An 11,906-nucleotide genomic window follows, 5' to 3' on the forward strand; every position below is an offset into this window, starting at 1 on the left:
GGTAGTAATATGATGAAGGCGAACGACCAGGAAAAATTGCTTCGCAGGCTCGCAATGACAGACGATTGCTATTCTGCTTTTATAACCCCCACACTCTCCTATGGAAACCTTGCAAGGCTACCCCTACTTCCCCCTCGAGTTCACCAAAGACGGCCAGGTGTCCAACCCCGCCCAGCAGACGGCCCTGCTCGCGGGCCTGCGCCAAGCGGCCCCCACCGACCTGCTCGTACTATCGCACGGCTGGAACAACGACATGGCCGATGCCAAGTCACTCTACGATAGACTGATGGCTCAGTTCAAGCAGGTGCTGGCCACCCACGCAGGGGCGGCGCTGGCCGGGCGCACCTTTGCCGTGCTGGGCGTGCTGTGGCCATCCAAGAAATTTGCCGACACTAACCTCATTCCGAGCGGCGCGGCGGGGGTAGGGTCGCCCGTGACGACCGCGCTGCTGGCCGCCGCCCTCGACCGCCTGCACGGCACCTTCGACCAGCCCGGTGCCGACCAGGCCCTCGACGCGGCCAAGAAGCTGCTGCCTGTTCTCGAAGACCAACCTACCGCCCAGACCGAGTTTGCCCGCCTGCTGCGCTCGGTAGTGTCGCCCATCGAAACCTCCCCCGATATCGATGCCAGCCACGATTTCTTCGCCCTGCCGGGCCAGCAGCTGCTGGCGCAGCTGAGCAAGCCGCTGCCGGCCGTGCTGCTGCCGCGCCCGGCCGCTTCGGGCCCGGCCGGGGGGGTAGGGGGCCCCACCAGCGGGCAGCAGGCCGGGCTGGGTCAGCTTTTCGGCGGCATCAAGGCGGGCGCCCTCAACCTGCTGAACTATACCACCTATTACCAGATGAAGGAGCGCGCCGGCAGCGTGGGCAGCGGCGGCCTGCGCACCGTGCTGCAAGCCGTGCGCCAGCAGCTGCCTACGCTGCGGCTGCACCTGGCGGGCCACAGCTTTGGGGGGCGTGTGGCCACGGCCGCCGCCGCCGGGCCGGCCGGCCAGCTGCCCCTGCCGGTCAATAGCCTTACGCTGCTCCAGGCGGCGTTTTCTCACTACGGCTTTTCGGATAGCTACGATGGCACCCACGCGGGTTTTTTCCGGCGCGTGCTCACCGAAAAGGCCGTGTCGGGTCCCATCCTGATTACCCATTCGGCACACGATTCGGCCGTGGGTACCATGTACCCGCTGGCCTCCATGCTGGCGCACCAAGTGGGCGCGGCCCTCGGCGATGCCCACGACAAATACGGCGGCATGGGCCGCAACGGGGCTCAAAAAACGCCCGAAGCCACCGAGGAGCCGATGGGGGCCGTGGGCTCGCCCTACGTCTTTGCCCAGAGCCGGGTCTTCAACCTTAACGCCGATGCCATCATCCAGGAGCACTCCGACATCTGCCACCCCGAAGTAGCCTACGCCTGGCAGCAGGCCATCGCCTTGGCCTAGCCAGCGGGGGGTAGGGAAGTAGTAGAAGTTGCTAATTCAGCCTACAAGCATTCACCCTAAAACCCGGCTATCCGCCGGCTTGAGTTCATGAAAACGATGCTACTGCTCGCGCTAGTGGCCGGGCACGTTGCCCTGGCCCAGAAAAAACCCAGCCCCCAAGTGCTGCGCGTGCAACCCAATGTGCTGCCCGCCCGCGCCGATAGCCGCCTGCTGGCCCCGCCGCTCGCCCAAATGGTGCTATCCGGCCAGGTGCGGCGCGTCGATTTGCTCCGCAGCGTGCCCTTGCCGGGCGCGATGGTATCGGTGCCGCTGCCCACTGGCCCGCTGCATACCCGAACGGATACGAACGGAAAATTCAGCTTAACCCTGTCGCAGGCCAACCTGGCTGCCCTGCCCGATAGCGTAGCCGTGGTAGCAACGGCCATCGGGTGCAACTCGCAGACTATCAAGCTAAAAAAGGCCGTCCTGGCCACTGTGTTTTTCCGTCTGCGACCGACAATTTATAAAATGGAATCGGCGCACATTATCCTGCCGGCTACTGGTTCCAGGCCCTCGGCCAGGCGCCACAGCGGCACTCCGGTCAGCCAGCAGGCTTTTTGGCCGCCGCCCCAGTGCTCAACGCTGCAAAGGCTGAGCAACCGGTATTTTGCCCAGGCCCACACGCTGAGCGACGTCGATGATATTCTGTATAATGCCCTGAGCTCGGCTACCTACGACGACCTGCGCTACTACGCCGCCCCCAACGGGTTTGTGCTGATAACCCGCGTGGAGCAAATTAATGACGACGGCGTGGCCCTACCCGGTAAGGAACGGTGGAGCCCCGATGTGCCCGATAGTATCGGGTTTTCCCTCGTCAGATACCTCAAAGCCCTGTTTATTCCGACCGTCGGTCATTTCCGCGTCATCGCCTTCGCGGTTACCGACCAGCCCATTACCACGTACCGGCCTGCTCCGCAGGAGGACGAGGCCCGCGTGTGGCTCCAGCAAGGGGCCAATGAGCTCGACCCCGACGTGGGCGCGCTGCCCTACGGCCGCGGCTACCACTGCACGGCCCTCATCTACGAGTTTAAACAAGCTGCCGAACTCACGGGCTCTTTGGATGTGTCGGGGGCGCTCGACGCTACCACGCACCTGACCAAGTCGCGGATTATGGCCGGCCTTCCCAAGCTAACTCCTTGAGCAGATGACTAAAATTGCCGCTCAGAAACGGCTGACGGCCCTGTGGTTCATCAGCTCGGCCCTGCTGGCCGTTTTGTTCATCGCCTTCACCGTGCTCAACCGCTTCGGTGCCCACGATACGGAGGCCTGGCAGTGGTATTCGCAGAATACCGTGCCTACCCTCACGCTCATTGTGGGCAGCTTCTACGCGGCCTCCACCCAGGAGGAAGCCACTTCCCCGCCGGTTGATATTTTCCACTACCGCGTCTGCTATTACATCTCGCTCTTCTACCTGCTGGCACTTTTTGCCACGGTGCTGGCCGCACCATTCGCGCAGAACATAGCGCAGCTTACGATGCTTGAATTGCTGAATAATTCCAAGATTTATCTCACCGTTTTTCAAGGACTTGTGTCGTACTCGCTAGGCGTTTTCTTCGTGAAAAGCGTAGCTCTCAAACAGAACTAAAACACGTGGGGCTGCATCATGTGCAGCCTCACGTGTTTTGCTAAAGAGTCGCCGATTAATCCTGTAATTCCCAGGCCGTGCGGTAGCCGCCTACCCCCTCCACATACGCCAGAAAGGCCTTGTAAAACGGGTGTGAGCCCAGCGTGGACGAGTCGCCCACGAGCAGCAGCTTTTTGCGCGCCCGCGTCATGCCCACGTTCATGCGCCGGATATCGGACAGGAAGCCGATTTCGCCGTGCGAGTTGCTGCGCGTGAGGCTGATAGCGATAATGTCGCGCTCCTGCCCCTGAAAGGAATCAACGGTGCCCACGCTCAATTGGCGGTGCAGCAGGAGGCCGCTCAGCTCGTCGCTTTCCTCCACCGCATCCTTCAAATAGTTGATTTGGGCGCGGTAGGGCGCAATCACGCCGATGCTGAGCGGGTCGGCTTCGTGGTCGGGCGCGTCGTAGGGTTCCAGCAGCTGGGCCAGGCGGCGCAGCAGCAGGTCGGCTTCCTCGGGGTTGGCCGTGGAGCGGCTCTCCGGGATGGTAATCTCTTCAAAGCCAAAGCCGGCCGTGTCCAGAAACTCCACCGGCAGGTCGGGCGCGAAGCGAATATCGTAGGCATCGAGGCCGCTGTGGGCCACGGTGGGCGCGGCCACCAGCCTACCCTCGTAAAACTGCTTGGAACTGAACTGCATAATCTGCTCGTGCATGCGGTACTGCACAGTCAGCATGCGGCTGGCGTCGGGCTGCCGCGTAATGCACTTCTCAAACAGCGTTTCGCGCAGGCCCTCCTTGGCGGCTTTTTCGCTCTTCACGGTGGGCGGCAACTGCTGGTGGTCGCCGGCCAGCACCACCCGGCCCGCCTTGGCAATGGGAATCCAGCAGCCCGGCTCCAGCGCCTGGGCCGCCTCGTCGATAAACACCGTTTCGTAGGTGAGGTGGCGAATATTGCGGTTGCTGGCACCCACCAGCGTGCAGGTAATCACCTGCACCTGTTCGAGTAAGTCCTCCGTAATGTAGCGCTCCAGGCCGTCGGCTTCCTGGTGTAGCGCCCGCGCTTCTTCTTTCAATAAGCGGCGCTGCTCGCGCTCTTCCCAGCCAAACTGCCGGGTGTGCTTGCTGGCTTCTTCGCGGTACTGCTCGGCGGTCTGGCGCATCGAGCGCAGCTCGCCGTAGCGCTTGTGGGCCATCACCTGGGCGTCGAGGGTGTGCTCCAGCAGCAGGTCCGATACCCGCGAGGGGTTACCCATCCGAATGACATTGACGCCGCGCTCGGCCAGCTTTTCGGTCAGCAAATCCACGGCTGTGTTAGAGGGCGCGCAGACAAGCACGCGCCGCTCGCGCCGGATGGTTTCCAGAATGGCCTGCACCAGCGTAGTCGTTTTGCCGGTGCCGGGCGGGCCGTGAATAATGGCCACGTCCTGCGCCGCCATCACGTGCCGGATGGCCGCCAGCTGGCTCTCGTTGAGCGGGCTGGGGTAGAAAATATCGTCGGCCTTCTCGGCGCGGAAGCGGGCGGGCTTGGCCCCGAGTAGGATGTCGCGCAGGTCGGCCAGGCGGTCGCCGTGGGCGCCCATTACCTTACCCAGCGCGTAGTCCATCTCGCGGTAGCTCACCTCATCGAAGGTGAGGTCGATGCCCAGCTTGCCGCCCTCGCTCACCCAGTCGGGCAGGTCTTCCTTGGTGGTGGCGAGTAGCAATTTATTACGCCGCACGCTGGTAATCACGCCGCTTAGCGTAGGCCGGTCGGTGGCCGAGCGCCCCGGAATGTTGCCAAACAGCGCCGCATTTTTGCCCACCTGAAACAGGTGCAAGCCCTGCTGCCCGGCCGGCCGCTCCAGCTCAATCACGACTTTGCCGCCAAAGCCCACGTCCTCCTTGGTAATCGTGACCGGGTACCAGGTCAGCCCGCGCTTTTGGCGCTCCTGCACGGTGGCCTTGGCATTCTTCAGCTTAAACTGCTCTAAATCTTCTTGTTGCTCCAGCTTGAGCATGGCCTGCACGCGGCGCAATTCCTTCTCAATAGCGTAAGGCTCGGCGTGGGGGGTAGGGAGTTCGTTCGACAAAAGAAAGCGGATTGATTTTCGTTGCAGAAGTAACAACAAAACGAGAAAATAGGTGGCCGGAGGCGATGAATAGGTGAACGTCAGCCTAAGTCGTCAGGGTCGTAATAATAATGCTCCTGACTGGCGGTAGTGAAGCGCTGAATAAACCCAGCTTCATAGTGCGCAGGCTTCTTATGTTCAAATAGTTGCTCCTTCACGGCCCAATCGTAGACACTTATTCCAACGGGGTATTTAGTCAGGCAGCCGGTTAGCCGGTAGCGCTGAATAAACTCTTCGGCTTGCGCCTGCGAAGCAAAAACGCTGCTGGTAAACCGGCCGCCAGCCCCGTGAAATACCCAAACTTCGTTCATCTGTGATAAGAAATTGCGCTGAGTTAAGCTGCAGCCAACAATACTTCCGCTGATAGCCCCAGGTTATCGTGCAGTGCCTTCATCATCTTAGCCGTGAGCTTGCGCTTGCGATTCAGCACCTCGCTCACTCGGTTCTCGCCGCCAAACCACTGTGCAACATCACGTTGCAATAGTCATTGCTCCTCCATCTTATACTTGATATACTCAATAGGGTCGGGGTCGGCTATGGGGTAGTGCCGGGCTTCGTAGGCTTCAAGGAGAATAGCCAGGATTTCCAACTCATCAAATTCAGGGTCGCCAGGTTGGGCTTGCAGAATAGTTTTCAGGCGGGTAAGTGTTGCCTGGTAATCGGCTTCGGAGCGAATTGGTTTGATGGAATTCATAGGGTAGAGCCACCAACTAAGAAGCGTTCACTAAAATCGACTCTAGTTTTGTACATGTTTGCTTGGTTACGCAACGGCCTACTCGCGCTCACGATGCGCATTACAAGATACCGTAAAAGGTCACTTGTCGGCATGGGTTAAGTGTGGCTCCTCGTGTTAAGCATGGCCTTTCTTCTGACTAAACCAGGCGTCGTTCGTAATCAGGCGCTTCTGGCACTTGCTTTTGGGGGCTTACTGTTTTTAGTTGGAATTCCGGCCTTCTACTTATGGATAGCAGGAATTCAGGCGCTATTGATGGGGCAGCGTCGAAAGGGATTAATCTGGTTAGCCATTGTGCTGATATTATGGTTTGTCTTATACTTGTTGATAAGCTACGTTCAGATGCTTTTGCAAGAATACCCTTTAATTCGGCGAGCTAAAGCTTACTCTACGCTGCCCTACCCCAGCAGCGCCGGCCGCTCCCGGTACGTCTTCCATAAAAACTCGCCAAACAGCGTGTTGGCCCAGGCAAACCAGGCGCGGGTGAACTTGGCGGGGTCATCTTTATTAAAGGACTCGTGCATGTAGCCAGTGCCGGCGTGGGTGGTTTTCAAGGCTTGAATGCAGGCCTTTATCTCCGCGTCGTTGGTACTGGTGAGGCCGCGCATGGTGAGGGCAATGGGCCAAATCATGTTCAGGCCCACGTGCGGCCCGCCGATGCCTTCGGCCGCCGAGCCTTTGAAAAAGAACGGGTTAGCGGCCGAGAGCACCAGCCGGCGCGTGTTTTGGTAAATGGGCTCGTTGAGGGGGATGGCCCCGAGGTAGGGCAGGGCCAGCAGGCTGGGTACGTTGGCATCGTCCATCAGGATATGCCCGCCGAAGCCATCTACCTCATAGGCATACACTTGCCCGAAATCGGGATGCGTAACGAGCGCGTGCTGGCGCAGGGCCACCGCGATTTCATCGGCGAAGGCCATCAACTCTTTGTAGTCGGCCGCGTCGTGGTAGATATCATTGAGCATGAGCGCGGCCTGGCGCAGGCTGGCCACGGCGAAGAAGTTGCTGGGCACCAAAAAGGGTAGCAGCGTGGCGTCGTCGCTGGGCCGGAAGGCCGAGGCAAGTAGGCCGCAGGGCCGCACCGGGTAGCCGTAGCCGGCCAGCGGCTGGGTGTCGGCCGAAGTCAGCGTTTCGCGCTGGAAGTGGTAGGGACCGGGACTAGTTTTGCGCTGCTGCTCGCGGAACGTTTTTACAATCAGCGTAATAGCCCGGCGCCAGTCGGCGTCGAAGGGCTGGGTGTCGCCGGTCGTTTTCCAGTAGTGATACGCCAGCCGGATGGGGTAGCACAGCGAATCGACCTCCCACTTGCGCTCATGCACGCCGGGCTGCATGGCGGTGTGGTCCGATTTCCACTCGCCCACTTTGGCGGGGTCATTGTAAAACGCGTTGGCGTAGGGGTCTTTTAAGATGCACTGGGCCTGGCGGTTAATCACGCCCGCCACCAGCTGGCGCAGCGCCGCGTCCTGGGCCACAAACTGTAAATAGGGCCACACCTGGGCCGATGAATCGCGCAGCCACATGGCGTCGATGTCGCCGGTGATGACGTAGGTATCGGGCCGGCCGGCGCGGGTGCCGGGCGTCACGGTGGTGTCCAGGGTATTCGGAAAGCAGTTGCCGAAGAGCCAGCCCAGCTCCGGGTCTTTCACCGTCCGCTGAAACTCGGTAATGGCGTTTTCGACCGCCCGGCTGCGGAAGCGGCGCTGGCCCGCCGCCGGCCGCACCACCGGGAAAGCCGGCACCGTGGCCGCCAGCAAGGGGGGTAGGGCGAAGAAAGAGCCGGCAGTCAGCAGGCCCGCATCCCGCACAAACAGGCGACGATTCATACGCAGCGTAGCAAGAAAATGTGGGCAAAGATGCGCCTACTGGCACCACTGCTCCCTGCATTGAGGAGCAAAATGGCGGAATTTGAGAAGGACAGCTAACTTTTTAGGCGTCTGGAAAGTAAAGCAAGGCGTTTTCTACCTCTTCTTCCTTTTCCACTTTCATCATGCGTACCCTTCTTGCCCTGCTGCCCATTGCCGGGCTGCTGGCCGCCTGCACCGGCGGTACCGGCACCGAAAAATCGACCAGCGTGGCCACCCCGCCGCCCGTCTCCACTTCCGAAAGCGCCAAAAAGCTGGTGTCGGTGGCCACGTCTGATACCATCTGGAACGGCGTGGCCGTCAGCGATAACGACCGGATATTCGTGCTGTTTCCGCACAATGAAGGCCACCCTGGCACCCGCATCGGCGAGCTGAAAAATGGGAAGGTGACGCCCTACCCCTCCCGCGCCTGGAATGCCTGGACCAAGGAGGGCGACCCCGCCAAACAGGCGTTCGTGCGCACCAACTCCCTGCGTTTCGGCCCCGATGGCCTGCTTTGGATTGTGGACACCGGCACGCCCAAGAGTGACGCCCCGCCCATCACCGATGGCCCCAAGCTGCTGGCCTTCGACATTGCTAAAAACCAGCTGGTGAAGTCTATTCCGCTCGATAAGTACGTGAAGCGCAAGAGCTTCGTAGATGACCTGCGCTTCCACGGCGACATGATTTACGTGACTGATGCCGGCGCGCCGGGCCTCATTCTTCTCAACCAAAAAACGGGGGTAGGGCGCCGCCTGCTCGACGGCGACACGACTACTACCGCCCGCCGCCCTATGTATGGCGAGGGCAAAAAGATGGTAAAACCCGACGGCAGCGACGTTGCCCTGCACGCCGACCAAATGGAGGTGTCGCCCGATGGTAAATATTACTATTTTCAGACCGCCGCCGGCCCCATGTACCGCGTCGAAACCAAGTACCTGGACGACCCCAAAATCAGCTCGGCCGACCTGGCCAAGCAGGTAACATACTTCTTCAACTCGCCCACTTGCGGCGGCACCACCATTGACGCGGCCGGCAATATCTATGTAGCCGATGCCAACGAAAAGCGCATCCTCAAAGTGACGCCCGATGCTAAGAGCAGTGTGCTGGTGCAGGACCCGCGCCTCGTCTGGGCCGATGCCCTGTGGATTGACCACGCCGGCAACCTCTGGATTCCGGTACCGCAGATGAACCGCACGGCCGGCTTCCAGAAGGGGGTAGAGACGGTTGCCTTTCCCGTGCATCTATCCAAAATGCCCATCGGCGCTCAGCCATTCCGAGATTGAGGTAAGAGCCTCACTAACAAACATATTTATTAAGTAAAGCAAAAAGAACACCATGCAGACCGAAGGGAAGCATCTCGCTCGAATCGTTGGACAGTAATCCCAACGGCGCGAGCGAGATGCTTTCCTTCGGTCTGCATGACGTTCTTTACAGGCTGGTCAGCCCTTAACGACTTACTTACTCAGCCTTATCATAACCACATCGTGCCCCGGCACTTCGGCCCGGAAGGGCTTGGCGGTGGTGCCCGCCTCGCGGCCGGTCCACAGGTTGCGGATTTTATAGCGGGTGCCGTCGGCGGCGAGGTCGCGCTTGGCCATGTCGTCGTGAATGGGCTGGGTTTTCCAGTCAAACGTGATGGGCTGGGGTTTCCTACCCCGGTTCAAAAAGCAGAGTGCCCAGTCGCCTTCGGCCAGGGGCTTTACCCAGGTGTCCACGCTGTCTTTGGTGGCCAGGCGAAAGCCCTGCACACCGAGCGGGTCCTGGTCCACGGCAATAACAGCCTTATTAGTCAATACGCTCAACGTCTGGGGGTTCATTTGGCGCAAGTCGTTGCCGGCAATGAGCGGGGCGGCCAGCATGCACCACATGGCAAAATGCGCGCGCTCCTCGCTGGGCGTGAGCTTGCCGTTGCCGACCTCCATCATGTCGGGGTCGTTCCAGTGGCCGGGGCCGGCGTACTGGCGCAAGCCCTCCTGCATATCGATAATGCGCAGCACCCCAAATGATTTTGAGTCGCCCCCGTTGTCGTGCACGCAGTCCCAGCAGTTATAAATGTCGCCGGTGGTGCGCCAGAGGTGGCCCACGTTGCTGGCCCATAGCCAGGGCTTGGCGGTGCCCCACTCGCACAGGCTGAATACCACCGGGTGCCCGGCGTGGCCCAGCGCGTCGCGCATGGTGGAGTAGGCTCCCTCGGCCTTGAGGCCGTCGGTGGCGCACCAATCGTACTTCAGATAATCGACGCCCCACTGCGCGTAGGTGGTGGCGTCCTGGTACTCGTGGCCGCGGCTGCCGGGGCGGCCGCCGCAGGTAGTATTGCCTGCGTCAGAGTAAATGCCAAACTTGAGTCCCTTGCTGTGCACGTAGTCCACGAGCGCCTTCATACCCGATGGAAAGCGCTGTTTATCAGGCTGAATGAAGCCCAACGTGTCGCGCTTGCCGTGCCAGCAGTCATCAATCACGATGTACTCGTAGCCGGCGGCCTTCATGCCGTTGGTGGCCATCACGTCGGCCACCTGACGGATTTTCTGCTCATCCACGTCGCAGGCAAACTTATTCCAGCTATTCCAGCCCATCGGGGGCGTTTGGGCGAGCCGGGTGAATTTTTGGGCCTGCGCGCTGGCCACGCTCATCAGCAGGCCAAGGCCGGCCAGGCCGGTTTTCAAGGATAGGGAAGGGAAATTTAACATCATTTTTTGCTGCATAAAGCCTATTAAAAAAGGCCGTGGGTTCGGCCCGGCCGCGCCGTCAGCGGTGGTTAGCGGGCCAGGCGCACGAACCAGCACCCTGCCAGCGCCCTTGCCGGCGTGCCCCAAGCTGAATTTTCCTGAAAATACGGCCCACCAGCGCCCGGCCCGGCGGCCTACCCCTCTCCGTTCCGGTTACGCCCGGCGGAGCCCCGCCGCCTGGGCGGGCCCATACGCCTTCCAAGGCCCTGGCGCCGGCAGTTGCGCCCGAAGCCAAGCATGCGCTCAACTTCGGGCGCAGTAAGCTGCCGGGGTGGCTGCGCCGACTCACCGCGCTGCTGATTAGACTAGCCCGGTAGTAGCCAGTTGCTGACTGATAATTAGCTGCCGCTGGGCAGGCACTGCGCAACGGCAGTAATTAAGATAGATGCTACTAACACGCCAGGCGCAGTGGTCCGGGCCGCCGTTGCGGCCCGGACCACTGCGCCTGGCGTAATAACCTGGTGGCGACAATGAGCTACGCCTCTACCCTATCAATCACTGCTGATTGATTGCTAGTTAAAAATCAGGTGCGTTCATACCAAGTAGCACCCAACAACCTACGCGAAGAAATCGCTGGGGTCGGCCTGGCTGAGGTACTTCTTGAGCTTACCTAAATCGCCGAAATAGGGCAGCACATAATGCATAAACTGCCGCACCGCGTCGGGGCCATCGGCGTAGGCCAGGAAGGTTTCGCCGACCTCCTCAAACTCCAGGTGGTCGAGCAGTTCGGGCTCGTACTCTTCGATAATGGTTTCAATGTGCTCGCGCCACGAGAGGCCATCGCCCCCGTAGCCAAAGTCTTCAAAGAGCTGAAAATAATCGTCCAGCTCGCCTACCTCGGCTACTATTACGAACTGGCGGGCTGAGTCGGCCGGGACACTGGCGGCAGCTATCTTAAAAGGGAAAGTAGAGGTCATGAAGGGTAGAATAAGAAAATAGGTGAATAGAAAATGAATGGTCGAAGCTTAAATAAAGGGTAGGGCGCTCCCCAACCCGTCGCGAACTAAAAGGCGTTGAAAAGAATAAGAAATTAGCGGCTTCGTAGCCCGCCTAACGCCCGCGGGCTGCCAACGCATACTGTCAACGCAAAGTGGCTGGGCTTGGGGGCGAAAAAAAGGAGCTAAAATTTTTACGCGCTTCGCTTAAAAATAGCCGTTCCAACAAATGAAACCCCCGGCGGCGGGCGAGGAGTTTACCAGAAAAAGTGTTCACGAAGGCAGAAAAAAAGGGTGGATGATGCGCAAAAAGCACAGAAGCAAGAAAGCCTGGTAACTTACTTAGTAGCCTGGCACTGCGGGTAGTAGATGCAAACTTCTTACCAACGTGCGCGGCCGCATTACTCTACCCACGCGTGCTGTGGGCTGCCGGCAGGTGCTCAGGATTTCGGGGGGTAGGGCCGCCAGCCGGGCTGGCTACGGGGCTGTCTACCAGCCCGGCTGGTAGAAAATAGAAGGAGCCGTGCCA

Annotated in this window: 10 protein-coding genes; 4 read left to right on the forward strand and 6 right to left on the reverse strand. The window is 60.1% G+C overall.

Annotated features, from left to right (window positions below):
• Nucleotides 1-100: 100 nt before the first annotated feature.
• The 3 genes from LC531_RS05905 (at nucleotide 101) to LC531_RS05915 (ending at nucleotide 3,053) form a co-directional block, all read left to right on the forward strand.
• Complete coding sequence (locus tag LC531_RS05905) at nucleotides 101-1,429, forward strand: alpha/beta fold hydrolase (RefSeq protein WP_223649389.1); 1,329 nt, start codon at nucleotides 101-103, stop codon at nucleotides 1,427-1,429.
• Between the two features lie 87 nt (nucleotides 1,430-1,516).
• Nucleotides 1,517-2,608, forward strand: a complete 1,092-nt coding sequence (locus tag LC531_RS05910) for a carboxypeptidase-like regulatory domain-containing protein (protein ID WP_223649390.1) — start codon at nucleotides 1,517-1,519, stop codon at nucleotides 2,606-2,608.
• Between the two features lie 4 nt (nucleotides 2,609-2,612).
• Complete coding sequence (locus LC531_RS05915; RefSeq protein WP_223649391.1) at nucleotides 2,613-3,053, forward strand: hypothetical protein; 441 nt, start codon at nucleotides 2,613-2,615, stop codon at nucleotides 3,051-3,053.
• Nucleotides 3,054-3,108: 55 nt separating this feature from the next.
• On the opposite strand, the gene LC531_RS05920 is transcribed toward LC531_RS05915, so the two are convergent.
• The 4 genes from LC531_RS05920 to LC531_RS05935 all read right to left on the reverse strand — a co-directional run bounded on the left by LC531_RS05920 (nucleotide 3,109) and on the right by LC531_RS05935 (nucleotide 7,695).
• Nucleotides 3,109-5,103: an IGHMBP2 family helicase gene (locus tag LC531_RS05920; RefSeq protein ID WP_332874844.1), complete on the reverse strand. Its 1,995-nt coding sequence runs from the start codon at nucleotides 5,101-5,103 to the stop codon at nucleotides 3,109-3,111.
• An 80-nt stretch (nucleotides 5,104-5,183) separates the two neighbouring features.
• Nucleotides 5,184-5,453, reverse strand: coding sequence for a DUF7710 domain-containing protein (locus tag LC531_RS05925; protein ID WP_223649392.1), 270 nt, complete (start codon nucleotides 5,451-5,453; stop codon nucleotides 5,184-5,186).
• A 173-nt stretch (nucleotides 5,454-5,626) separates the two neighbouring features.
• Nucleotides 5,627-5,836, reverse strand: coding sequence for a helix-turn-helix domain-containing protein (locus LC531_RS05930; protein WP_223649393.1), 210 nt, complete (start codon nucleotides 5,834-5,836; stop codon nucleotides 5,627-5,629).
• A 437-nt stretch (nucleotides 5,837-6,273) separates the two neighbouring features.
• Nucleotides 6,274-7,695, reverse strand: coding sequence for a glycoside hydrolase family 125 protein (locus tag LC531_RS05935; protein WP_223649394.1), 1,422 nt, complete (start codon nucleotides 7,693-7,695; stop codon nucleotides 6,274-6,276).
• 164 nt (nucleotides 7,696-7,859) lie between these two features.
• On the opposite strand from LC531_RS05935, the gene LC531_RS05940 reads away from it, so the two are divergent.
• Nucleotides 7,860-8,999: a major royal jelly family protein gene (locus LC531_RS05940; protein WP_223649395.1), complete on the forward strand. Its 1,140-nt coding sequence runs from the start codon at nucleotides 7,860-7,862 to the stop codon at nucleotides 8,997-8,999.
• Between the two features lie 171 nt (nucleotides 9,000-9,170).
• Here LC531_RS05940 and LC531_RS05945 read toward each other — a convergent pair whose 3' ends face one another.
• The gene (locus LC531_RS05945) at nucleotides 9,171-10,379 is read right to left on the reverse strand and encodes a glycoside hydrolase family 27 protein (protein ID WP_223649396.1); all 1,209 of its coding nucleotides are present in this window, start codon (nucleotides 10,377-10,379) and stop codon (nucleotides 9,171-9,173) included.
• Nucleotides 10,380-10,999: 620 nt separating this feature from the next.
• Nucleotides 11,000-11,359 carry an Imm51 family immunity protein gene (locus tag LC531_RS05950; RefSeq protein WP_223649397.1) on the reverse strand — a complete coding sequence of 120 codons (360 nt, stop codon included), beginning with the start codon at nucleotides 11,357-11,359 and terminating at the stop codon, nucleotides 11,000-11,002.
• Nucleotides 11,360-11,906: the final 547 nt, after the last annotated feature.

This window comes from Hymenobacter psoromatis, assembly GCF_020012125.1.
GTDB lineage: Bacteria > Bacteroidota > Bacteroidia > Cytophagales > Hymenobacteraceae > Hymenobacter > Hymenobacter psoromatis.

Coding starts and splice junctions, on each gene's coding strand:
- LC531_RS05910 (WP_223649390.1), top strand. CDS start 1,517: ATGAAAACGATGCTACTGCTCGCGCTAGTGGCCGGGCACGTTGCCCTG.
- LC531_RS05925 (WP_223649392.1), bottom strand. CDS start 5,453: ATGAACGAAGTTTGGGTATTTCACGGGGCTGGCGGCCGGTTTACCAGC.
- LC531_RS05940 (WP_223649395.1), top strand. CDS start 7,860: ATGCGTACCCTTCTTGCCCTGCTGCCCATTGCCGGGCTGCTGGCCGCC.
- LC531_RS05950 (WP_223649397.1), bottom strand. CDS start 11,359: ATGACCTCTACTTTCCCTTTTAAGATAGCTGCCGCCAGTGTCCCGGCC.
- LC531_RS05930 (WP_223649393.1), bottom strand. CDS start 5,836: ATGAATTCCATCAAACCAATTCGCTCCGAAGCCGATTACCAGGCAACA.
- LC531_RS05905 (WP_223649389.1), top strand. CDS start 101: ATGGAAACCTTGCAAGGCTACCCCTACTTCCCCCTCGAGTTCACCAAA.
- LC531_RS05935 (WP_223649394.1), bottom strand. CDS start 7,695: ATGAATCGTCGCCTGTTTGTGCGGGATGCGGGCCTGCTGACTGCCGGC.
- LC531_RS05915 (WP_223649391.1), top strand. CDS start 2,613: ATGACTAAAATTGCCGCTCAGAAACGGCTGACGGCCCTGTGGTTCATC.